Annotated in this window: 22 protein-coding genes and 1 pseudogene; 13 read left to right on the top strand and 10 right to left on the bottom strand. The window is 61.0% G+C overall.

All coding sequences use genetic code 11. The features are described 5' to 3' along the window. Positions 1-7: 7 nt before the first annotated feature. Complete coding sequence (uppM, locus tag DA915_RS11870; protein ID WP_031233873.1) at positions 8-1,630, bottom strand: polysaccharide biosynthesis protein UppM; 1,623 nt, start codon at positions 1,628-1,630, stop codon at positions 8-10. Between the two features lie 260 nt (positions 1,631-1,890). On the opposite strand from uppM, the gene uppO reads away from it, so the two are divergent. The 3 genes from uppO (at position 1,891) to DA915_RS11890 (ending at position 4,233) form a co-directional block, all read left to right on the top strand. Continuing rightward, positions 1,891-3,306: a polysaccharide biosynthesis phosphomannomutase UppO gene (gene uppO, locus DA915_RS11880; RefSeq protein ID WP_107675892.1), complete on the top strand. Its 1,416-nt coding sequence runs from the start codon at positions 1,891-1,893 to the stop codon at positions 3,304-3,306. A 133-nt stretch (positions 3,307-3,439) separates the two neighbouring features. After that, on the top strand, positions 3,440-3,841 hold the full coding sequence (locus DA915_RS11885; RefSeq protein WP_060725227.1) for a group II truncated hemoglobin: 402 nt from the start codon (positions 3,440-3,442) through the stop codon (positions 3,839-3,841). Next, positions 3,838-4,233, top strand: coding sequence for a DUF423 domain-containing protein (locus tag DA915_RS11890; RefSeq protein WP_060725228.1), 396 nt, complete (start codon positions 3,838-3,840; stop codon positions 4,231-4,233). Before DA915_RS11885 ends, DA915_RS11890 begins: the two co-directional genes overlap by 4 nt. 9 nt (positions 4,234-4,242) lie before the next feature. Here the strand turns inward: DA915_RS11890 and DA915_RS11895 are convergent, their stop codons facing one another. The 3 genes and pseudogenes from DA915_RS11895 to rutR form a co-directional block, all read right to left on the bottom strand. After that, the gene (locus tag DA915_RS11895; protein ID WP_003509399.1) at positions 4,243-4,530 is read right to left on the bottom strand and encodes a hypothetical protein; all 288 of its coding nucleotides are present in this window, start codon (positions 4,528-4,530) and stop codon (positions 4,243-4,245) included. Continuing rightward, positions 4,511-4,834: pseudogene (locus tag DA915_RS11900) on the bottom strand (DUF2325 domain-containing protein); the annotation flags it as partial. The pseudogene DA915_RS11900 and the gene DA915_RS11895, both read right to left, overlap by 20 nt. Positions 4,835-5,088: 254 nt before the next feature. Next, positions 5,089-5,730 carry an HTH-type transcriptional regulator RutR gene (gene rutR, locus DA915_RS11905; protein WP_003509395.1) on the bottom strand — a complete coding sequence of 214 codons (642 nt, stop codon included), beginning with the start codon at positions 5,728-5,730 and terminating at the stop codon, positions 5,089-5,091. 260 nt (positions 5,731-5,990) lie between these two features. On the opposite strand from rutR, the gene DA915_RS11910 reads away from it, so the two are divergent. The 10 genes from DA915_RS11910 (at position 5,991) to DA915_RS11965 (ending at position 18,962) form a co-directional block, all read left to right on the top strand. Continuing rightward, on the top strand, positions 5,991-7,238 hold the full coding sequence (locus tag DA915_RS11910; RefSeq protein ID WP_060725231.1) for a Zn-dependent hydrolase: 1,248 nt from the start codon (positions 5,991-5,993) through the stop codon (positions 7,236-7,238). After that, complete coding sequence (hydA, locus tag DA915_RS11915) at positions 7,235-8,692, top strand: dihydropyrimidinase (RefSeq protein ID WP_060725232.1); 1,458 nt, start codon at positions 7,235-7,237, stop codon at positions 8,690-8,692. The genes DA915_RS11910 and hydA overlap by 4 nt, the downstream gene beginning before the upstream one ends. Continuing rightward, positions 8,689-9,132, top strand: a complete 444-nt coding sequence (locus DA915_RS11920; RefSeq protein ID WP_060725233.1) for an NUDIX domain-containing protein — start codon at positions 8,689-8,691, stop codon at positions 9,130-9,132. The genes hydA and DA915_RS11920 overlap by 4 nt, the downstream gene beginning before the upstream one ends. Beyond that, positions 9,129-9,923 (top strand): ABC transporter ATP-binding protein, encoded by a 795-nt coding sequence (locus tag DA915_RS11925; RefSeq protein ID WP_020011573.1) that lies wholly within the window; start codon positions 9,129-9,131, stop codon positions 9,921-9,923. The genes DA915_RS11920 and DA915_RS11925 overlap by 4 nt, the downstream gene beginning before the upstream one ends. Positions 9,924-10,145: 222 nt before the next feature. Next, positions 10,146-11,021, top strand: a complete 876-nt coding sequence (locus DA915_RS11935; RefSeq protein ID WP_107675893.1) for an ABC transporter permease — start codon at positions 10,146-10,148, stop codon at positions 11,019-11,021. Then, entirely contained in the window at positions 11,018-11,890 is an 873-nt protein-coding gene (locus tag DA915_RS11940) for an ABC transporter permease (protein ID WP_107675894.1), read from the top strand. The genes DA915_RS11935 and DA915_RS11940 overlap by 4 nt, the downstream gene beginning before the upstream one ends. A 21-nt stretch (positions 11,891-11,911) precedes the next feature. Continuing rightward, entirely contained in the window at positions 11,912-12,904 is a 993-nt protein-coding gene (locus DA915_RS11945) for an ABC transporter substrate-binding protein (RefSeq protein ID WP_107675895.1), read from the top strand. A gap of 361 nt (positions 12,905-13,265) precedes the next feature. After that, positions 13,266-14,459 (top strand): efflux RND transporter periplasmic adaptor subunit, encoded by a 1,194-nt coding sequence (locus DA915_RS11950; RefSeq protein ID WP_003510119.1) that lies wholly within the window; start codon positions 13,266-13,268, stop codon positions 14,457-14,459. Positions 14,460-14,472: 13 nt separating this feature from the next. Further along, positions 14,473-17,793 carry an efflux RND transporter permease subunit gene (locus tag DA915_RS11955; protein ID WP_060725235.1) on the top strand — a complete coding sequence of 1,107 codons (3,321 nt, stop codon included), beginning with the start codon at positions 14,473-14,475 and terminating at the stop codon, positions 17,791-17,793. A 479-nt stretch (positions 17,794-18,272) separates the two neighbouring features. Then, positions 18,273-18,962 carry a Crp/Fnr family transcriptional regulator gene (locus DA915_RS11965; RefSeq protein ID WP_003510124.1) on the top strand — a complete coding sequence of 230 codons (690 nt, stop codon included), beginning with the start codon at positions 18,273-18,275 and terminating at the stop codon, positions 18,960-18,962. Between the two features lie 72 nt (positions 18,963-19,034). Here DA915_RS11965 and DA915_RS11970 read toward each other — a convergent pair whose 3' ends face one another. The 6 genes from DA915_RS11970 to DA915_RS11995 form a co-directional block, all read right to left on the bottom strand. Further along, positions 19,035-19,859: an MBL fold metallo-hydrolase gene (locus DA915_RS11970; RefSeq protein WP_107675896.1), complete on the bottom strand. Its 825-nt coding sequence runs from the start codon at positions 19,857-19,859 to the stop codon at positions 19,035-19,037. A gap of 3 nt (positions 19,860-19,862) precedes the next feature. Next, positions 19,863-20,474: an urease accessory protein UreG gene (gene ureG, locus DA915_RS11975; protein ID WP_107675897.1), complete on the bottom strand. Its 612-nt coding sequence runs from the start codon at positions 20,472-20,474 to the stop codon at positions 19,863-19,865. Positions 20,475-20,622: 148 nt separating this feature from the next. Further along, positions 20,623-21,294: an urease accessory protein UreF gene (locus DA915_RS11980; protein WP_192886473.1), complete on the bottom strand. Its 672-nt coding sequence runs from the start codon at positions 21,292-21,294 to the stop codon at positions 20,623-20,625. 3 nt (positions 21,295-21,297) lie between these two features. Next, positions 21,298-21,783, bottom strand: a complete 486-nt coding sequence (gene ureE / locus DA915_RS11985) for an urease accessory protein UreE (protein ID WP_020011584.1) — start codon at positions 21,781-21,783, stop codon at positions 21,298-21,300. Positions 21,784-22,081: 298 nt separating this feature from the next. Then, complete coding sequence (locus DA915_RS11990; protein WP_003510133.1) at positions 22,082-22,618, bottom strand: peroxiredoxin; 537 nt, start codon at positions 22,616-22,618, stop codon at positions 22,082-22,084. 143 nt (positions 22,619-22,761) lie between these two features. Beyond that, positions 22,762-23,433, bottom strand: a complete 672-nt coding sequence (locus tag DA915_RS11995) for a TIGR02117 family protein (protein WP_192886474.1) — start codon at positions 23,431-23,433, stop codon at positions 22,762-22,764. Positions 23,434-23,441 lie beyond the last annotated feature (8 nt).

Consider the following 23,441-nt stretch of genomic DNA (forward strand, 5'->3'; position numbering starts at 1 on the left):
TTACGGCTTAACGCGCCACGGCTTCCGCATGATCGTCCCGGCGCAGATAACCCCAGAGGCCGAGAGCCACGGCAATTCCGAGACCGAGGAACAGGCCCCCGACGCCACCGGCAATCAGGAAGGTCAGCTTGCCGGGCGGCCAGCTTCTGGAATTGGGTGCGACCGGCTGCGAAATCACCCGCACATTGGTGGAATCGATCGACTGCTGTTCGGCCAGCTGGCGCGAGCGGGTCAGATAGGTCTCGTAGATCGCCGCCGCCGAGCGGGCGTCGCGATCAAGATCACGCAACCGCACCTGCGCGTCATTGTCGGTAAAGACATTGGCGCGTTCCGCCACTGCCTTCAGCCTCAGCGCATCCAGCGAGGAGCGCGCTTCGGCGACATTGATCTTGGCCGCCTGCAGGATGCGCCGCGCCTCGTCCGCCATGCCGCGTTCCAGCATCGCCCGCTCCGCACCCGCGGTTGCAAGACGCGGATGGCGGGCGCCATAGGTCAGCGTCATCGCGCCGATCTGCTGCTGCAGGGTGCTGTATTGGGCGCGGATGGTGTTCATGGTCTGGCTGTCGAAGATGGCGTCGCTCTGGGTGCGGTTCTGGGCAATCGCCGCCTCCATCTGCTTGAGACGCGATTCTTCCTGAATGAGGCGCTGCTGGGTCGCAAGCACCTGCGCATTCAGCTCGCCGGATGCGAGATTGCTGACGAGCTGGCCATTATTTTCCTGCAGGCCGTTCTCGCGGCGGAAATCGGCCACGCGCTTTTCGGCGATGGTCACATTCTCGCGCATTTCCTCGAGCCGCTTCTTGAGATCGTCGACGACGCGCTGGCTGCTATCCGAGGTCGTCTGGAACAACTCGCTTTCGAAGGCCTTCACGATGGCCTTGGAAACCGTCACGGATTTTTCCGCATCATTGGTCCAGACCGAAAGCGTCACGACAAAGGAACGCGGGTCGCGTTCCGCCGCCACCCGGTCGCCGAGCGAACGAAGCGCACCGACCCGGTTGTCGCCATCGTCAGGCGCGGAAGAGAACATCGCCTTCAACCGGGCAAGCAGCGGTGGCGTTATGAATTCACGGTCCTGATCGAGCTTCAGTTCATCCACCACCCGCGCCAGCACGTTGCGTGAGGTGATGGTGCGCAGCTTGCTTTCCACCTCGAGGATCTGCGTGTCGCGCTGCTGGTTGGGTGAAAACACCCCGTCATTGACGACATTCAGATTGGAGGGATTAACGACGATATCCGTATAGGCCTTGTAGCGCGGCGGCGTCATATAGGCGTAGGTGAGTGCGCCGGCGACGCAGAGAACAATCGCCAGCACGATCCAGATGATGCCTTTGCGAAGCCAGAGGATGACGTCATCCACACCGATCCTGTCGATATGTTTCAGACCGGGCAGCGCAGCCGCCAGACTGCCGCTCGGCGAAGCCGTCTTCACCGGCGTCTCGGCCGGAGCCGGCTCGGCAGCAGTCGCCGCCGGTTTCGGCTCAAGATGCTCCTTCAGCACCGTGCGCTCGAAAACCTCATCCTCATCCACCAGATCGTCCAGCAGGGAACCATGGGGTTTCGCGGCGGGCGCCGTTTTTTCATCGAGCGGACGTGCCTGCTTATGTCCCGCCTTTTGAAGCCTGTACATCAGCCAATCCAACTCGAACGAACCACAAAAAAGGCCGGCAACACATGGTTCTCATCGTCGCCAGAGCCGCTATCGACAGACAAGTTTAAATATGACGGGTGAATTTTAGGTTACCCGCATAATTCCCCGCCATCATCGCCTATTCGCGGCCGCCATGAAAGGGATGATTGACTTGAATGGATCGATACGGTTCTTTCAGGCGTTATATTTTTACATTATCCATTTGACCCTCAAAAGATTTTATCGAAACGGAGTTTGGCATGAGCCTGAAATTTGGAACGAGCGGCCTTCGCGGCCTCTCTGTCGATCTGAAAGGAAAGGCCTCGGCCGTTTATGCCACGGCATTTGCAAGGCATCTTCTCACATCGGGCCAGGCAAAGGCGGGTGATCCCATTCTCGTCGGCCGCGATTTCCGTGATTCGAGCCCGGATGTTTCCGCCACCTGCATCGCTGCGCTGAAAAAAGCCGGCCTGACCCCGTTCGATTGCGGTGCGGTGCCGACACCGGCGCTTGCGCTTTACGGCATGTCGCTGAAGGCAGGCGCGCTGATGATAACAGGCTCGCATATCCCGGCCGACCGCAACGGCATCAAGTTCTACCGCCCGGACGGCGAAATCGACAAGCAGGACGAGACGGCGATTGCCGCTCTCGCTGCCGAAATCGAAGCGGAGGGCGTAAGCGACGAGGCGGCGACGGCGGAGGACCATTCCGGCACCGCAGCCGAACTTTTCTACGAGCGCAACATTGCGCTGCTGCCGGAAAAGGCGCTCTCCGGCCTCAAGATCGGTGTTTACCAGCACAGCACCGTGGCGCGCGATCTCTTTGTCGACGTCCTTGCCCATTATGGCGCTGATGTCGTTCCGCTCGGCCGCTCCGAAACCTTCATCCCCGTCGATACCGAAGCGGTCTCGACGGAAACGCTGGCCCTTCTCAAGAAATGGTCGCCGGAGCATGGTCTCGATGCCATCGTTTCCGCCGATGGCGACGGCGACCGTCCGCTGCTGACCGATGAAAACGGCGTGCCGCTGCGCGGCGACCTCATTGGCCTGATCACCGCCAACTTCCTAGGCGCCGGCGTGGTCGTCACCCCCGTCACCTCCAATTCGGGCATCGAGGCAAGCGGCTCCTTCGACGTTATCCGCACCAAAGTCGGCTCCCCCTTCGTCATCGCCGGCATGACTGAGGCGCTCGCCGCCGGCAGGAACGGCGTCATGGGCTTCGAGGCCAATGGCGGCCTGCTCACGGCCTCCGCCTTCACACTCAACGGCAGGCCGCTTTCGCCGCTGCCAACGCGGGACAGCTTCCTGCCGATCCTCGCCGTGCTGCTTCTCTCGGCAGAACAGAAAAAGCCGCTGTCGCAGATCGCCGCCGCCTATAAGCTGCCGGTCGCTGCCGCCGACCGTCTGGAAAATTTCGCGCAGGAAAAGAGCGCCGCCCTGATGACGCATCTGCGCGCCTCGCGGACCAATCTCGACGCCTTCCTCGCCCCGGTCGGCTCCGTCAAAGCGCTGAGCGACATTGACGGCCTGCGCGTGGCGCTCACCGACGGCAGCACCATCCACTTCCGCCCTTCCGGAAATGCTCCGGAAATGCGCTGCTACGTCGAGGCCGCCAATCAGGATGAGGCCGAAACGCTTCTGAACAAGGGGCTCGATCTCATCCGTAATTTCGGATGATGTTTTGCATGATGCCGGGCTTGCCCGGCATCTGTCCTCTTTGACCTGTCGCAAATGTCGCACCCCGCCAGTGCCCTGTTGCTCTTCCGGCTCTGCGGAGCGATAAGGACCGGAGGGCCACAAGAGGCGGATTATGAGCGGCGAGACCATTACCCTTTATGAAGCGATCGGTGGCGATGCGACCGTCAGGGCGCTCACCCGGCGCTTCTACGAATTGATGGATACCCTGCCGGAGGCAGCGCGCTGCCGCGCCATCCACCCTGCCGATCTCTCCGGCAGCGAGGCGAAGTTCTACGATTATCTGACGGGATATCTTGGCGGACCGCCCGTCTATGTCGAGAAACACGGCCATCCGATGTTGCGGCGACGCCATTTCGTCGCCCCCATCGGCCCCGCCGAGCGGGATGAATGGCTGCTCTGCTTCCGCCGCGCCATGGACGAAACCATCGAGAACGTGAAGCTGCGCGAGATCATCTGGACGCCGGTGGAACGGCTGGCCTTTCACATGCAGAACCAGGAGGCAGACAGCCAATGACCACGCAGAGCGCGACCATCGCAAGCGTTCCCCGTGAAAGATTGCGGGCCTTCATTCTGTTGCTGGGCGGCCTGCTGGGCGCGGCCGGGGTCATGCTTGCAGCCGCAGCCACCCATACCGGCGAAACCTATATGCTCGGCAATGCCTCGGCGATGGCGCTGGCCCATGCGCCGGTTCTGGTGGCGCTGCATATCGGTGCGGGTCGCATCAGAACCGCCATTCCGGCGGGCCTGATCCTCGGCCTCGGCACGGCGATCTTTGTCGGCGATCTCGTTGTCAGGCATTTTTCCGGCCACAGCCTGTTTCCCTACGCTGCACCAACGGGCGGCCTCGGCATGATCGTCGGGTGGCTGGTACTCTGCGCGGGAGCGTTTCTGAAGCCGAAGGGCTAGCTTTCAGCCCTAACGCCGCTTCCAGCGAAACGATAGAATATTGCGGCCCTCTTCAGCCGCCGCGCCGATCTCGAAGGACGGTGTTTCACCCGGCTGGCGGGTGCGCAGATGGGGAAAGGTCACAACATTGCCGCCGCTTCTGGCAACACGGTTGCGTCTTTCCCGTTCACCGACGATTTCATAGATGTCCGTCAGGACGGCGTCGCCGGCCTGCTCGGCCATCTTGTGCAGTTCCACACGGCAGGCTTCTGCTACCGCGGGATCTTCATCGTGGAAATTACTGCGCTCGTCGCTCATCGCTGGAGGTCCGTTCATTCATCGTCTGCAGCGCCCGCTCCAGACTGGATTTGCTGCCATTGCGCAGCGGAATGAACGTCTTGCCGAATTTCTTGCAACCCGACTTCACCCGCAGACACGCATCGTGGCTGATACAGTCGATCGGGCAGAAAACGCAGTCGACGGAGGGAAGGACGGTATCGATGCGGGAGACGGCCTCGCGCAGGCCGCCATCATGATGAATGAGTTCCGCACCGAAATTGCTGGCGATCTGGCGAAGATGCGCAACCTGACAGTCACGGCCGCCGACATAAAGAAAGCTTTTCGGCCCGGAAAGCTGCTGTTCGGCCACGTCCTTTTCGGTCTGTGGCGCGCCCTTGCCCTGCTTGCCGCCGCGTTCGGCCTTCTTCTTTTCCTTGCGTGCCATTCCCTCACCTGCCGGTTGATTTTTCAATGCCCCGGACGTTCGGGATGCCGGCACCATAATAAAGATGAGTTTTGGAGTAAAGTATAAAGGTGATAATTTTCCTCATGTTTTGACATAAAGAATCGATCACATATTCGCGAGAACGGTCCCGTTCAGCCGTTTATCCGCAATCCGCCCATGAAAAGCTGCTCCAGATGCCGGGCCGCATCTTCGAAACGGCCTTCGCCGCCATTCTTGTCACCCAGCACCGCCCGCACCTGCACATCAAAATCCGCATAATGCTGCGTGGTCGACCAGATCGAGAAAATCAGGTGGTAGGGATCACATTTGGCCATCCGTCCGGCCTTCACCCAGGCGCGGATGACCTCAGCCTTCTCATCCACCAGTTGTTTCAGCGGTCCTTTCAGCTCGTCCTCGATATGCGGCGCGCCCTGCAGGATCTCATTGGCGAACAGGCGGCTCTCACGCGGAAAATCGCGCGACATTTCCAGTTTGCGGCGAATATAGGAGCGGATCTCGCTTTCGGGATTGCCCTTGGCGTCGAAAGCCCTGAGCGGGTCGAGCCATGTATCCAGCACCCGCTCGATCAGCGCGCGATGCATCGCCTCCTTGGTGCGGAAATAATAAAGCACGTTCGGTTTCGACATGCCGGCGGCCTCGGCAATCTGGTCGATGGTGGAACCGCGAAACCCGTTCGTGGAAAAAACACTGAGCGCGGCTTCAAGAATCGCTTCCTGCTTTTCTTCCTGAATGCGGGTCCGCTTCTGTGTTTTCGCTGCTCGCGGTATGGCCATTCTCAGCTCTCTGTTTCTTTTCAATGCAATTGCCGTTACAGTATGCTTAAAAAATAATCGCCGCGTACAGTTTAGGCAAAATTAGTGCGATTCGTCACGAAAATCCCTTGCTGACGCCATGGCGAATTTGCAATGTTTACCAGCCGGTCAATTTATCCCCCATCGCCATCACAAGGCAATGGCTGTTATCTTAACCGGCAAAAAAGGGAACGGCACAAGCTTTGCTTCGATAAAAACAAAACAGGTGAGGACGACACTGCATGACGGCGGGTAAAAACTTGACGGTCAATGGCGACCGTCTGTGGGACAGTCTGATGGACATGGCGAAAATCGGCCCCGGCATCGCCGGCGGCAATAATCGCCGCACGCTGACGGATGAGGATGCGGAAGGCCGCCGCCTGTTCCAGCGCTGGTGCGAGGCGGCGGGCCTGACGATGGGCGTCGACCGCATGGGAACCATGTTCGCCACGCGCCCCGGTGAGGACCCGGAGGCTTTGCCGGTCTATATCGGCAGCCATCTCGACACCCAGCCGACCGGCGGCAAGTTCGACGGCGTGCTCGGCGTGCTGGCCGGGCTGGAAGTGGTGCGCAGCCTGAACGACCTCAATATCAAGACCAAACACCCGATCGTCGTCACCAACTGGTCCAATGAGGAAGGCGCGCGCTTCGCGCCCGCCATGCTGGCCTCCGGCGTCTTTGCCGGCATTCACGATCTCGATTACGCCTATAGCCGCACCGATACCGACGGCAAGACCTATGGCAACGAACTGAAACGCATCGGCTGGCTGGGCGAAGAAGAGGTGGGCGCACGCAGGATGCACGCCTATTTCGAATATCATATTGAACAGGGGCCTATCCTCGAAGCGGAAGGCAAACAGATCGGTGTCGTCACCCATGGTCAGGGCCTGTGGTGGCTGGAAGTGACACTGACCGGCAAGGAGGCGCATACCGGCTCGACGCCGATGGCGATGCGCGTCAATGCCGGCCTAGCTGCCGCCCGCATCCTCGAAAAGGTGCAGGAAGTGGCGATGGCCCACCAGCCGGGCGCTGTCGCCGGCGTCGGCCAGATGATCTTCACGCCCAATTCCCGCAACGTGCTGCCCGGCAAGGTGGTCTTCACCATCGACCTTAGAACGCCCTCACAGGCGAAACTCGACAGCATGCGCGCCATCTTCGAACGCGAGGTGCCCGCAATCGCCGAAGAACTCGGCGTCGGCTGCTCGATCGAAGCCATCGGCCATTTCGATCCCGTCACTTTCGACGCCGTTCTGGTCGGCCGCGTGCGCGCCGCCGCCGAAAGACTGGGCTACAGCCACATGGATATCATCTCCGGCGCCGGCCACGATGCGTGCTGGACGGCAAGGGTCGCCCCCTCCACCATGATCTTCTGCCCCTGCGTGGACGGGCTTTCCCACAACGAGGCGGAGGAGATTTCGCCGGAATGGGCAGCCGCCGGCTGCGATGTGCTGCTGCATGCGGTGCTGGAGACTGCGGAGATCGTACAATGACCGCCACCATCATCAAGAACGGCATCATCGTCACCGCCGACCTCACCTACAAGGCCGATGTGAAGATCGAAGGCGGCAGGATCACCGAGATCGGGCCCGATCTGACCGGCGGCACGGTGCTCGATGCCACGGGATGTTACGTCATGCCCGGCGGCATCGATCCGCATGTGCATCTGGAAATGCCCTTCATGGGCACCTATTCCGCCGATGATTTCGAGAGCGGCACGCGGGCGGCCCTTGCCGGCGGCACAACCATGGTGGTGGATTTCTGCCTGCCCGAGCCCGGCCAGTCGCTTCTGGACGCGCTGGCGCGATGGGACAACAAGGCGACCCGCGCCAATTGCGATTACTCCTTCCACATGGCCGTCACCTGGTGGGGCGAGCAGGTCTTCGACGAAATGAAGACGGTGGTCCGGGAAAAGGGCATAAACTCCTTCAAACACTTCATGGCCTACAAAGGCGCGCTGATGGTGAATGACGACGAGATGTTCGCCTCCTTCTCGCGCTGCGCCGAGCTTGGCGCCATTCCTTTCGTGCATGCGGAGAACGGCGATATCGTCGCACAGATGCAGGAAAAGCTGATGGCGGAAGGCAATGTCGGACCGGAGGCGCATGCCTATTCCCGCCCGCCCTCGGTGGAGGGCGAGGCCACCAACCGCGCCATCATCATTGCCGATATGGCCGGTGCGCCGCTTTATGTCGTCCACACCTCCTGCGAGCAGGCGCATGAAGCGATCCGCCGCGCCCGCCAGAACGGCATGCGGGTCTATGGCGAACCGCTGATCCAGCATCTGATCCTCGATGAAAGCGAATATGCCAACCCCGACTGGGATCACGCCGCCCGCCGCGTGATGTCGCCGCCCTTCCGCAACCGGCAGCATCAGGACAGCCTCTGGGCGGGTCTTGCTTCCGGTTCGCTGCAATGCGTGGCGACCGACCATTGCGCCTTCACCACCGAGCAGAAACGCTTCGGCCTCGGCGATTTCCGCAAGATACCGAACGGCACCGGCGGGCTGGAAGATCGCATGCCGCTGCTCTGGACCCATGGCGTAACCACCGGCCGCCTGACGATGAACGAATTCGTCGCCGTCACCTCCACCAACATCGCCAAGATCCTCAACATCTATCCGAAAAAGGGCGCGATCCTCGTCGGCAGCGATGCGGATATCGTCGTCTGGGATCCGCAGCTGGAAAAGACCATCAGCGCGGCAAGCCAGCAATCGGCCATCGATTACAACGTATTCGAAGGGCGGAAGGTCAAAGGCCTGCCGCGCTACACCCTGTCGCGCGGCCTCGTCAGCATCGAGGAGGCCACCATCGAAACACAGCCGGGCCACGGCCAGTTCATTGCCCGCGACGCTTATCCAGCCGTCAGCCGGGCGCTTTCCACCTGGAAGGAGCTCGTTTCGCCGCGCAAGGTGGAACGCAGCGGCATTCCGGCATCGGGTGTATGACCGTGAGCGCTGAGCCGAAACGCGAAATCGTCATCGCCGCAGCCGTTCTCCTCAACGAGCGGCGGCAGATGCTTGTCGTGCGCAAGCGCGGCACCACGCAGTTCATGCAGCCGGGCGGCAAGATCGATCCTGGCGAAACGCCGGAACAGGCGCTTCACCGCGAACTTGCCGAGGAAATCGGCCTGACTCTTCCCGAAAATGCCGTGCGTTACGAGGGCGTCTTTCGCGAGGAAGCCGCCAATGAAACCGGTGCCGATGTCGTCGCCCATGCCTTCATCGCAAGGCTTTATGCCGATGTCACACCGCAAGCGGAGATAGAGGAAGTGCGCTGGCTCGATCTCGACCGCCACCCCGGCGTGATGATCGCCAGGCTTACGGAAACCCAAATGCTGCCGCTGGCGCGCGCGGTGCTCACGGAAAGCGACAAACAGCCAAGATGAACCAGGCCTCTCCCTATTCCGTCGTTTCCGCCAGAAAACTGGGCCTCACCTTCGAAACGGGGGATGGCCCGGTCCATGCATTGTCCGATGTCGATCTGGATGTGGGAAAGGGCGATTTCGTCTCCTTCATCGGCCCTTCCGGCTGCGGCAAGACCACTTTCCTGCGGGTCATCGCCGATCTTGAAAAACACACATCCGGCGAGATCACCGTCAACGGCACGACACCGGAAAACGCCCGCAAGGACCGCTCCTATGGCTATGTCTTTCAGGCCGCCGCGCTTTATCCATGGCGCAGCATCGAAAAGAACATCGCCCTTCCGCTTGAAATCATGGGCTATGGCAAGGCGGAACAGCGCGAGCGCATCGACCGCACGCTCGATCTCGTCAACCTCAACGGTTTCGGCAAGAAATACCCCTGGCAGCTCTCGGGCGGCATGCAGCAGCGCGCCTCCATCGCCCGCGCGCTCGCCTTCGATGCCGACCTGCTGCTGATGGACGAGCCTTTCGGGGCGCTGGATGAGATCGTCCGCGATCACCTGAACGAACAGCTGCTGAAGCTGTGGGACAGGACCGGCAAGACCATCTGTTTCGTCACCCACTCCATTCCCGAAGCGGTCTATCTCTCGACGAAAATCGTCGTCATGTCGCCTCGGCCGGGGAGAGTGACTGACGTGATCGAATCCACCCTGCCGCGGGAAAGGCCGCTGGAGATCAGGGAGACGCCAGAGTTTCTGGCGATTGCGCACCGCGTGCGTGAAGGGTTGAAGGCGGGGCATGGCTATGAGGGGTGAGGTCAGCGCCAGCATTACCCCCCTCTGCCCTGCCGGGCATCTCCCCCTCAAGGAGGGAGATCGGCAGGAGGCGCGATCACCGCTTCATTCGCAAACATTGAGATGGTTGAGACCCAACCGCGAGTCGATCTCCCCCCTTGAGGGGGAGATGCCCGGCAGGGCAGAGGGGGATAAGCCGCACCCACGGAGTAAGCGTAAATCCCACCCACAGAGGGCTCCCCAATGACCCTCCTCCGCCACCGCATCCTCCCCATCCTCACCGTCCTCCTCGCCATCCTCATCCTCTGGCACCTCGCCGTCATCTACCTCAACATGCCCTTTGCCCGCGACCAGGCCACCCGCGCCGGTCAAACGCCAAGCTTCTCCGAACTCCTGCCGCAAACCTTCGCGCAGGAACGTCCGGTCCTTCCCGCCCCGCACCAGATCGTCGCGGAACTCTGGGACACCACCGTCAACAAGGCCATCACCTCCAAGCGCAGCCTGATCTACCACGCCGGCGTCACGCTCTCCGCCACCCTGCTGGGTTTCGCCATCGGTGCTGTCCTCGGCATCCTCTTGGCCGTCGCGATCATTCATAACCGCGCCATGGACCGCTCCGTCATGCCGTGGATCATCGCCAGCCAGACCATCCCGATCCTCGCCATCGCGCCGATGATCATCGTCGTCCTGAATTCCATCGGCATTTCCGGGCTGTTGCCCAAGGCGCTGATTTCCACATATCTCTCCTTCTTCCCCATCGTCGTCGGCATGGTGAAGGGCCTCAGAAGCCCGGAAACCCTCCAGCTCGACCTGATGCACACCTATAATGCCTCACCGGCGCAGATCTTCTGGAAGCTGCGCTGGCCCTCGGCGCTTCCCTATCTCTTCACCTCGCTGAAGATCGCCATCGCCATTGCACTGGTCGGCGCCATCGTCGGCGAATTGCCGACAGGGGCCGTCGCCGGTCTCGGTGCGCGGCTGCTCTCCGGCTCCTATTACGGCCAGACGGTGCAGATATGGGCGGCGCTGTTCATGGCCGCCGGTGTCGCCGCCATTCTGGTGTCGATCATCGGCATTGCCCACGCTGCCGTCCTCAAAAGAATGGGAGCGCGGCCATGACGAATCCCTTCTGGTTTTTTGGCGCGATCCTGTTCTGGCTTGCCGCCTGGGCCTTCAACGAATGGCTGGTGCGCCACAGCTTCTCGTCACCGGCGGCAAAGCGCATGAGCCGCATGGCAGTGCCACTCCTCTTCGGGCTGGCCATTCTCGCCTTGTGGGAAGGCGTGGTGCGCGGTTTTGCCGTGCCGCCAATCCTCTTGCCGGCACCGAGCGCCATTCTTGCCCGCCTTCTCACATCCCTGCCGATCCTCTGGGCCGATTTCCGCCAGACCTTCCTCAAATCGGTGCTGACAGGTTATGTGCTCGGCTGCGGTCTTGGCTTCATCGTCGCCATCCTCATCGACCGGTCTCCCTTCCTCCAGCGTGGGCTGCTGCCGATCGGCAATTTCGTCTCCGCTCTGCCTGTTGTCGGCATCGCGCCGATCATGGTCATGTGGTTCGGTTTCGACTGGCAGTCGAAAGTGGCCGTCGTCGTCATCATGACTTTCTTCCCCATGCTGGTGAACACGGTTCAGGGGCTTGCCGCTTCCAGCCACATGGAACGCGACCTGATGCGCACCTATGCCGCCGGCTGGGGGCAGACGTTGATAAAACTGCGCCTGCCCGCCGCCTGGCCTTTCATCTTCAATGCGCTGAAGATCAACTCCACGCTGGCGCTGATCGGCGCCATCGTCGCCGAATTCTTCGGCACGCCTATCGTCGGCATGGGTTTCCGCATCTCGGCGGAAATGGGCCGCAGCAATGTCGATATGGTCTGGGCCGAAATCGCGGTCGCCGCGCTTGCAGGCTCCGGCTTTTACGGTCTGGTGGCGCTCGCGGAGCGTGCCGTCACCTTCTGGCATCCGTCCGTCCGTGGGGGACGAACGTAAATAACGAAAAAGGGAACAGCGATGAAAATGAAACTTGCATCCATGCTTCTTGCCGGCGCGTCACTTCTGACCGCATTCGGGGCTGAGGCCGCCGACAAGATCACCCTGCAGCTGAAATGGGTGACCCAGGCGCAATTTGCCGGTTATTACGTCGCCAAGGACAAGGGATTTTATGAAGCCGAAGGCCTCGATGTCGATATCAAGCCCGGCGGCCCTGATATTGCGCCGGCGCAGGTTCTGGCCGGCGGCGGCGCGGATGTCATCGTCGACTGGATGCCCTCGGCACTTGCCACCCGCGAAAAGGGTGTTCCGCTCGTCAACATCGCCCAGCCGTTCAAGACCTCCGGCATGATGCTGACCTGCCTCAAGGAAACCGGCATCACCAAGCCGGAAGATTTCAAGGGCAAGACGCTCGGCGTCTGGTTCTTCGGCAACGAATATCCGTTCCTGTCGTGGATGGCGCACCTGAAAATCCCGACCACCGGCGGCGCGGATGGCGTTACCGTCCTCAAGCAGGGTTTCAACGTCGATCCACTGCTGCAGAAACAGGCCGCCTGCATTTCCACCATGACCTATAATGAGTATTGGCAGGTCATCGATGCCGGCATCAAGCCGGAGGAACTCGTCACCTTCAAATACGAGGCGGAAGGCGTGGCAACGCTGGAGGACGGGCTTTACGTTCTCGAAGACAAGCTCAAGGACGCCAAATTCAAGGAAGACATGGTCAAATTTGTCCGCGCTTCCATGAAGGGCTGGAAATGGGCGGAAGAAAACCCAGACGATGCCGCCGATATCGTTCTTGAAAACGATGCTTCGGGCGCTCAGACCGAAAAGCACCAGAAGCGCATGATGGGCGAGGTCGCCAAGCTGACGGCCGGCTCGAAGGGCGCGCTGGACAAGGCGGATTACGAACGTACCGTCAAGACGCTGCTCGGCGGCGGCTCCGATCCTGTCATCACCAAGGAACCATCAGGCGCCTACACCACCGAAATCACCGATGCGGCGCTGAAGTAGTCGAATTTACCCTGGATGCATGGAACGCGCGGCACCGTCCGCGCGTTTTTTTCACTGGTAACCCTTTTGATGAATTACAATATCCCGGCCCATACAAAAATGTATATCAACCATCGCGGCTATGCGGATTGATTTGTACGACAACAAGAATTACAGTCCCGCCCACAAGACTGCCAAATTTGATCTTGTAAAGAAAGCACTCGGCAAAGGTGCTTGAGATTCGCGTTGAGGGGCGTTTGAATCGGGAGGATCGAAAAGGAAGTATTGTGATCCCTTGTTTCACATTCGCTATCGCATGACCTTCTAATATATGCCGCTAGGCTGCAGGACATGCGATCGAATATTGCGCGAGCCAAGACACATGCAGCATAAAGTCACGTTTAACCGCTTTGTATTCCTTCTTCTTTCCGCAACGGCGCTCCCCCTTTCCGCAGCAGCCGAGGGAGAGGCGCAGGCACCGGTCAAACAGCAGAACCTGCCTTCCATCGTCGTCGCACATGCCGCAAAACGCGATCTCGTGGACCGTATCATCGCGACAGGCACGATCCGCCCCGTGGACGAAATCTACGTCCAGCCGCTGGTCGATGGCCTGTCGATCGACACGCTGAACGTTGATATCGGCGACAGGGTGGAAGCGAATGCGGTTCTGGCCGTGCTTTCTTCCGACAGCCTCATCCTGCAGAAAAGCCAGCTGGAAGCCAACAAGGCAAAGGCAGAAGCTGCCGTCGCCCAGGCCAAGGCGCAGGTGCTGGAAGCCGAAGCGAGCGCAAGCGACGCGAACCGCCAGCGCGACCGCGCCGCAAAGCTCGGCCAGAGCGGCTCCGGTTCGGTTTCGCAGGTGGAACAGACCCAGGCACAGGCCGAAGTGGCCGCCGCCAAGCTCAACGCCGCCCGCCAGGCCGTTTCCGCCGGCGAGGCCGACATCAAGGTGGTTGACGCCCAGATCGCCGACATTGATCTGAAGCTGACGCGCACCGGTGTAAAAACCCCGGTCACCGGTATCGTCTCGGCCAAGAACGCCAAGGTCGGCGCGATTGCCAGCGGCGCCGGAAACCCGCTTTTCACCGTCATCAAGGACGGCGCGATCGAACTCGTCGCCGATCTGTCCGAGACCGATATCCAGAAGGTGAAGGTCGGCCAGAAAGCCTATTTGACGGTTGCCGGCGGAGCTGAGAAAATAGAGGGCAAGGTGCGCCTCGTTTCGCCCACCGTCGATCCGACGACGCGCCTCGGTTCCGTGCATGTCGTTCTGCCCGAAAACAGCCCGGCGCGCTCGGGCATGTATGCCAGCGCGGCGATCATCGTCGAGGAGACGAATGCGCTCGCTTTGCCGCTGTCGGCCGTCACCTCCGGGCGTGAAGGCTCGACCACCCGCAAGGTGGAAGGCGATATCGTCAAGCAGGTGAAGATCGAGACCGGCATTGAAGACGGCGGTTTTATCGAGATTGTCAGCGGTCTTGCTGCTGGAGACAAGGTTGTCGAGAAAGCTGGAGCATTCGTGCGTGATGGTGACCGGATAAGACCGGTGGAAGCCCCTGCGGCTGTGTCCAACTGACTGAGGGAATGAAATGAACTTCTCCGCATGGTCAATCCGTAACCCGATTGCGCCGCTGCTTGGCTTCGCGCTTTTGATGATCCTCGGCATGCAGGCGTTCAACACCCTGCCGATCACCCGTTTTCCGAACATCGACGTTCCCGTCGTGGCCGTCACCGTGACCCAGAGCGGTGCTTCGCCCTCCGAGCTGGAAATGCAGGTGACGAAGGAGATCGAAGACGCCGTCGCCGCCATCAGCGGCGTCGACGAAATCCAGTCCACCGTGGTCGACGGCCAGTCGACGACGACAGTTGTCTTCCGCATCGAAAAGCCGACGGAAGAAGCGGTTCAGGACACCAAGGACGCCATCGACAAGATCCGCAGCGATCTGCCTTCCGATATCGAAGTGCCCGTCGTCAGCAAGATCGACGTCGAGGGACAGGCGATCCAGACCTTTGCCGTCTCCTCACCGAACATGACGCTGGAAGAACTGTCCTGGTTCGTGGATGACACGATCAAGCGCTCGCTGCAGGGCCAGTCCGGCATCGGCAAGGTCGACCGTTACGGCGGCGCCGACCGCGAGGTGCGCGTTTCGCTGAGCCCCGAAAAGCTCGACGCCTATGGCATCACCGCAACCGAGGTGAACAGCCAGCTGCGCGGCACCAATATCGACCTCGGCTCCGGCCGCGGCCAGGTTGGCGGCAACGAGCAGACCATCCGCACGCTCGGCGACACACGCGATGTGAGCCAGCTTGCCAACACCACGATTGCGCTTTCCAACGGCCGTTTCGTCAAGCTTTCCGAGCTCGGCACGGTCACAGACACCTATGAGGAGCAGAAGTCCTTCTCGCGGTTCAACGGCAACCCCGCCGTCACCTTCGCGGTGTTCCGCTCCAAGGGCGCCAGCGAGGTCTCGGTCGCCGAAACCGTGGCGGCAAGCCTCGATCAGGTGCGCAAGAACCACCCTGATGTCTCGATCGAAATGGTCGATGACGCCGTCTATTTCACCTATGGCAACTACAAGGCGGCGCTCGACACTTTGATCGAAGGCGCGATCCTCGCCGTCATCGTGGTCCTGCTCTTCCTCCGCAACTGGCGCGCAACCCTGATTGCCGCCGTGGCGCTGCCGCTCTCCGCGATCCCGACCTTCTGGATCATGGATATCATGGGCTTCTCGCTCAACCTCGTCAGCTTCCTCGCGCTCACGCTCGCCACGGGTATTCTCGTGGACGACGCCATCGTGGAAATTGAGAACATTGCCCGCCACATCAAGATGGGCAAGACGCCCTATCGCGCGGCACTGGAAGCGGCGGACGAAATCGGCCTCGCCGTCATCGCCACCAGCTTCACCATCATTGCCGTCTTCGTGCCTGTCTCGTTCATGCCGGGCATTCCGGGCCAGTACTTCATCCAGTTCGGTCTGACGGTCGCCTTCTCGGTATTCTTCTCGCTCGCGGTCGCCCGTCTCATCACGCCGCTGATGGCGGCCTATCTGATGCGCGCCGAAGACGCGATGGACGATCACCACGACAATGACAGCCGGCTGATGAAGGCCTATACGCGCATGGTGACCGCCACCACCCGCAAATGGTGGGCGCGGTATCTGACGCTGCTCGGCGCGATCGCCTTCCTCGTCGCCTCCGTCATGCTGTTGAGCCAGGTACCCGGTAGCTTCCTGCCGCCGGACGACGCCTCACGCGTAACGCTTTCGGTGGAACTGCCGCCCAATGCGACGCTTGACGAGACAGACCGGACGACGACGCAGATCTATCACGCGCTGCGGGACATCAACGGCGTGGAAAGCGTCTTCATCCTTGGCGGCGCGTCGCCCAAGGGGGACCTGGAGCTTCGCCGCGCCACCGTTAACGTCATTCTGCAGCATATCGACCATTCGCTGCTCAAGCTGGTGGTCAACAAGGGGCTCGGCTCCATTCCGCTCATCGGCCAATATCTGCCGAAGGTGGAGGAAAAGGGCCGCGTACGTCCGCAATGGGATGTGGAACGGGATATTTTCGCGCAGGTTCGCGGCATTCCGGATGTCCGCATCATCAAGCTGAACGACCGTGCGGAACGCGAACTCTCCTTCAACTTCCTCTCCACCAATGAGAAGGACCTGAACGACGCCGTCGGCATTCTCGAAAGCCGCCTGCGCGCCTCGCCCATCCTTGCCAATGTCAGCTCGGAAGGTGCATTGCCCCGCCCCGAACTGCAGATCCGCCCGCGCAAGGACGAAATCGCCCGCCTCGGCATCACGCCGCAGCAGATTTCGCAGACGGTGCGTGTCGCCACCATCGGTGATATCGACGCCCAGCTGACGAAGATTTCGCTTGATGACCGGCAGATCCCGATCCGCGTGCAGGCCTCGCTCGATACACGTCGTGATCTCGCCACCATCCGCGCGCTGAAGATCAAGACCGCCTCCGGGTCGCTGGTGCCGCTCTATAGCGTTGCCGATATCGACTATTCGGAAGGTCCAAGCTCGATCAAGCGCAACGACCGCAACCGCGTGGTCTCCATCGGCTCCGACGTCCCGTTCGGCACGGCGCTCGATACCTCGACGGCTGAGTTCAAGCGCATCGTCTCGGAAACCGACCTGCCGGCAAGTGTTCGCCTTGCCGAAAGCGGCGACGCCAAGGTGCAGGGCGAAATGCAGCAGGGCTTCGTAAACGCCATGCTGCTTGGCCTGATGCTGGTGCTGGTCGTGCTCATCCTGCTGTTCAAGGATGTCATCCAGCCCTTCACCATCCTGTTCTCGCTGCCGCTTGCGATCGGCGGCGTGGCCGTCGCACTCATCATCACGCAGAACGCGCTCTCCATGCCCGTTCTCATCGGCATCCTGATGCTGATGGGCATCGTGACGAAGAACGCCATCCTGCTGGTGGATTTCGCCATCGAAATGCGCCGACACGGCATGGAACGGGTGCATGCCATGGTGGAGGCCGGCCGCAAGCGCGCCCGCCCGATCATCATGACCTCCATCGCCATGTCCGCGGGCATGTTGCCCTCGGCGCTCGGCGTCGGCGAAGGCGGTTCGTTCCGCGCGCCGATGGCGATTGCGGTGATCGGCGGCATCATCGTTTCGACGGTGCTGTCCCTGATCGTGGTCCCGGCCTTCTTCCTGATCATGGACGACCTGTCGCGCCTGCTCGCCCACCTCTTCGGCCGCTTCGTCGGCAAGAAGGAAGAGGAGGAAGAAGCGCTCTCCAACGAGAAACTCTCGGAGATCGCCCGCGAAAACAGCCTGGCTCTCTCCTCGCTGGAGGCACGGGTGGCCGGCATGGAAAAGGGCAGCGGCGACAAAGCCGGTGACAAGGGTAGCAATATATTGCGGCTGCCGCCGCTTGCTGCGGAGTGAAGTTTGCAGCGTAACGATTGAGACGCCGGGCCATCTGCCCGGCGTTTCTTTTTGGGTGGACGTTTAAGGGCAAAGCGCCGCCGCTTGTTTCTTCTCGCCGAGGGGGAGAAGGTGGCCCGAAGGGTCGGATGAGGGGGCAACGTTGCCGAATATCTCGACCCTTGCCCCCTCATCCCGCTGCCGCGACCTTCTCCCCGGCGGGGAGAAGAAATATGTGGCACTCGCTCGCTCCATATTCCTCCTCACATTCTTGAGCAGGAATGGCCTCGCCGCATTCCCGCTGTCCCAAATGACAACTCAAATCCTGTTTGATCGAAATCAATTCGCTTTCCAGGTGAACTGCTAATCTCCCTCGCATCGGGAATTGCCGGTCGAGGGATAATGCGATGAGTTCTGTGCAGATAGGCGTGAGGGAGAAGGAACTTCCCCGGTTTCGTATCGCTTCGGACAGCCCGGCAAAAGGTTTGAGCGGGAGCCGAATGGACGTGAACAAGACCGTGAAGCTGAGCAACAGGGACAGGAACATTCTGCTGCGCGCGCCCTTGATCGGGATAGCGGATGATGCAGCGGCGCTGAAGCTGATGGAAGCGGCGACCATCACCAATGTGAACGCCCGCCATGTGCTCTTCAAGGAAGGCGAGGCCGCGCAGCATTTCTACTGCGTGCTGTCGGGTTACATCAGGCTTTACCGGCTGGACAGGCACGGGCGCGAGGCGGATGTGCGCGTCAGCGGGCCCGGCGATACCTTCAACGAATGCCTGATTTTCGGCAGCGATACCTATCGTTACAGCGCGCAGGCGGCGGAAAGCTGCACCGTGGCGCGGTTCGAACTCACAAGAATCCGCAGCCTGATCGATCAGGAACCGGCAATCGCCAAGGCCGTCATGCGCTGCCTGTCCAACAGCCTGCTGGCCACCATGGACTGCATCGCCAATGACCGGTTGCAGACAGCGCCGCAGCGTGTCGCCCATTACCTCATCAATCAGGGACCGCGCGACGCCACATCCTTTTCGCTGCGGCTGCCGTTCCAGAAAAGCCTGCTTGCCGGCAAGCTTGGCCTTGCACCGGAAGCGCTCTCACGCGCCTTCTCGGCACTGAAAAAAGCTGGCGTCACCGTGCGCGGCCGCATCGTGCAGGTCAATGATGTTGCGGCGCTGAAGCAGATCTGAAGACACCGGGAGAGGACGAAGGGCGGGATGCCTTAGGGTATTCCGCCCTTCTGCATGTCCGAAATCGAAAAATCAGTCCGGCTGCGACACAAAGCGGAAGCTGTCACCCTGCCGCTCGACACGGAAAAATCCGCCGAGATGACCACCGGAAACCAGCCAGCCGTGATCGGCGGCCTCGGCCAGCGCCTCAAGGCGTGTTTGGTAAGCAAGCGCAGAATCGATATCGTAGACGAAACCGACACCGGGGTCCTTCACCTGCAAGTCGCTCACATGCAGAACATCGCCCCATAATAACATCCGCTCATCACCATTGCCGATCAGGTAACCGGCATGTCCCGGTGTATGGCCGGGCATGGCGATGGCTTCCACGTCCTCGGCAATCCTGCCTGTCGGGATCGGCCGCAACATCGGGCCACAAATGTCGAGCAGCCGCGCGGCAAGATCGAAGCCGCCGTGCCGGGCCGGCGGCAGGGTCTTGCGCGCCTCCGCACTGCTGAAAAATCCGAGATCGGCCTCGGGCACCCAGATATCGGCATTGGGAAAATAAGGCCGGTCGCCATCGATGAGGCCAAGCGCATGATCGCCATGAATATGGGTGAGGATGACACGCCCTACATCGGCCGGCTGAATACCGGCGGCTACCATCGCCGCGCGGGCATGGCCATAGGCAGCACCCCAGGCAGTGCCGCAACCGGCATCGATCAGCCAGATGCCGTCAGGCCCGGACAATGCGAAGCAGTTGACGTCCATATCCACCGTTTCGCCCTGATGGCCGGCAAGGGCAGCGGCCAGCGCTTCGGCACCCTGACGGTGGATGAGATGCCCGACCGGCGCCTTGTAGACACCGTCGACAAAACGGGAAACCTCGTAAGCGCCGAACCGGCGGGACATTGCCATATTTCAGAGACCGCCCTGCTCTTTCAGGAAACCGACGATGCGCTCCACGCCATCGCCGCGCTTCATATCGGTGAAGACGAAAGGCATGGCGTTGCGCATGCGGGTCGCATCGCTGTCCATGACGCTCAGATCGGCCCCGACATAGGGCGCTAGGTCCTTCTTGTTGATGACCAGCAGGTCCGAGCGGGTGATGCCCGGCCCGCCCTTGCGCGGAATTTCCTCGCCCTGACAGACGGAGATGACATAGATGGTGATATCGGCAAGGTCGGGCGAAAAGGTCGCGGCGAGATTGTCGCCGCCGGATTCGATGAAGACCACGTCGAGATCGGGAAAGCGCGCATTAAGCCCGGCAATCGCCTGCAGATTGATCGTCGCATCCTCGCGGATGGCCGTATGCGGGCAACCGCCCGTTTCCACGCCGACGATACGCTCGGAAGGCAGCGCCTGCATGCGCACCAGCGCCTCGGCATCTTCCTTGGTATAGATATCGTTGGTGACGACGGCGACGGAATAATCGGCGCTCATCGCCTTGCAGAGCTTTTCCGTCAGCGCCGTCTTGCCCGAACCGACCGGCCCGCCAATACCGACGCGCAGCGGGCCATTGCCCGATTTCATGCCCGATTTCACCACTCTGTTCCCTTCGATATGCTTTGGTATTGTTTCACCATAGTCCGCCAGCCGGACGCTTCAAGATATGCAAGGATCGTGCCGCTTGTTTCTTCTCCCCGGCGGGGAGAAGAAACTCGTGGCGCCAGCTCGCTCTTCAGGACCGGAAAAGCCGGGTGCCCTGCGTTTCATGCCGCATGGCCGCCGTGTCAGCGATGATCGTCTCACTGCCGAGATCGTCGAGCGTGGACTGCATCGCCCGCGCCGCCATCTCCGCGATGATCGCTTCACTTGCAGCCAGAATGGCGACGCCATCCTTCTGTCCCGCGACCCCGAGGCGGATGCCCGCCGACACGATCTGCGAGACGCCGGCATGCAAAAAGGCGGCAATCGTGTCCCTGAGCGGCACCGCATGACCGGCGGCGACTGCCCCGACAGCGATGGGATAGGGAACGTCTTTGGGCAACACGTCCAGAACCGCATGCGGCCAGGCGCCGGCGGCGGCAACGAAGGCATCGCCCAGAAGCACCGTCTCGCGGTATCGCTCCGCCGAACCGGCAAGCGCCCGCGCCAGATCGGCCGTTTCGCTCAAGACGGCGGCGTCCTCGGCATTGCGCCAGGCATGTGCCAGAAACACCGCATCGTTCCACAGGCTGCCGCAGCGCAGAAGCGTTTCGAGCCAGTCGCGCAGAGCCGCCGCATCCCCGACACGCCGATCCTCCACCGCCTTTTCAAGTCCACCGGAATAGGAAAAACCGCCAACCGGAAAGGCAGGCGACATCCAGGCCATGAGCCGCAGCAGCGCGGCAACGCCGCGATCTTCGCTCACGGCTCAGCCGTGATCGTGATGGTGGTGGCCGTGATCATGGCCGTGGGAATGCCCGCCATGGGCATGATAAGCGCCGCGCGCCGGCTGGAAAGGCTCTTCGACATCACGCACGGTGGCGCCAAGACCTTCCAGCATCGCGCGGATGACGTGGTCACGCAGGATGAGAATACGCTCCTCCTCGATCTGCGCGGAAAGATGCCGGTTGCCCAGATGCCAGGCAAGCTCGATCAGGTGAAGGCGATCCTTCGCCTTGATTTCGAAGAGCTTTTCGTCAGCCGCGCGGACCTCGATCAGGTCGCCGTTTTCCACCACGAGAAGATCGCCATGGGCAAAAAGCACCGCTTCCTTCAGGTCCAGCATCACCATCTCGTCATTCTGCAGATGCAGCAGCTTGCGGCGAAGATGCCGCTGGTCATGCGCCAGAGTGACATAACCGGAAGGTTCGTCGGCAGGGGTTCCGGCCGGATGATAGGAGGTGACGCGCAGCATGGGATGATCCGTTTCAGAAACAGTCTTGGGGTTACGATTTTTGACGGATAGACGGGGGGATTTCAAGGCACGATTTCGGGACACATGGCCGCCAGAACGACAAAGCCCGGCATTGCTGCCGGGCCAAGCGTAAACCTTTCTCCGCCTTCGACGTCATCCTCGGGCTTGACCCGAGGATCCACGCCTCGGGCGCTTATGGATCCTCGCCTCAACGGCGAGGATGACGGAGGAGAGATTTTCGCCTCCTGCCGATAGCCCGAAGACACGACATCGCTGCCGGGCCTGCGCAAACCCACAATCAGGCCGCAGCGCGGCTCTTGAGGTTTTCCAGAATGTTCTGCGGCGCGGAAACGCCATAGGGGTCGGATTCGCAATTGTCCTGATAGCCCTCTTCCTCGAACCACTGCTCGACGACGCCATCATTGACGACGGCGGCGTAACGCCAGGAGCGCATGCCGAAACCGAGATTGTCCTTGGCGACCAGCATGCCCATCTTGCGGGTGAACTCGCCCGAACCGTCAGGAATGACCTTGACGTTTTCGAGGTTCTGGCCCTTCGCCCAGGCATTCATGACGAAGGCATCGTTGACCGACAGGCAATAGATTTCATCAACGCCGAGCGCCCGGAATTCCGGCGCCAGCTTTTCGAAATCGGGGAGCTGGTAGGTCGAGCATGTCGGCGTGAAAGCGCCGGGCAGCGAAAACAGAACGACCTTCTTGCCCTTGAAATAATCGTCGGAGGTCATGTCCTGCCAACGGAAGGGGTTCGGGCCACCAACGGCCTCATCACGAACGCGCGTGCGGAAGGTAACGGCGGGCACTTTTTTGCCGAGCATGTCTTGTCTCCTGTTCTGGCGTTTTACAGGGATCACTTGGGATCGATCCCTGCATAATTCTTTTGCCGTTTCCATAACGCAAGACGCGCTGCGGTGCAGCATAAAAATAGGCTTTGTCAGAGGAAAACCACGGCTTGCGAGGATCAATCATGCAGCGCCACCGACCAGCGCAGAAACGGCGGCAATGGTGTCCACCAGCCGGTGCGAATGCCGGCCTCACGCAACATGGCAGCCGACCATGTATTGCAGCCGACAAGGGCGTTGAACCGGCCATTCGCCTCGAAAAACGCATCCGTCAGGCCATAAGCGACCCCCGGTATCAGCCGCACCTTGCCATTGTCGCGCGAAAAGCTGGCACGAATGGCCGCCACGAGGCGCTGATACCCGGCTTCGGAAATGCGAAGGCGCTTTACCCCGGCAAGATCGGCGGGAAAATCTCCCGTCACATCCACATGCATGACCGACTGGTCAAGCGTCAGCGAGCGCAAGACCGGCATGGGCTTCAGATCGGCCCAGGTGGGTGTCTCGGTATAAAACGACCGGCCGCCCCAGCCGAACACCAGATAAGCGGCCGCCGGGTGATTGACGGCAATGCCGTCCTCCTGCAATTCGGAAAAGACCCGCCGCAGATCGTCATCGATCGGCAACGCAATATCGGTGTGGATCGGGTTGGATAACAGCAGGATTTCGCGGTCTTTCACGCCCCCGCTCACCTCATCGGCGAAAAACGGGCGCGGCAGGACAGTGCCGAGCAGAAGGAGCAGGAGGATCAGCAGCGTGCCGCCGCCAATCCACCTTGTGATAAATCTCACCATGAAATGCC

The organism is Agrobacterium sp. LAD9, from assembly GCF_003031125.1.
GTDB lineage: Bacteria > Pseudomonadota > Alphaproteobacteria > Rhizobiales > Rhizobiaceae > Agrobacterium > Agrobacterium radiobacter.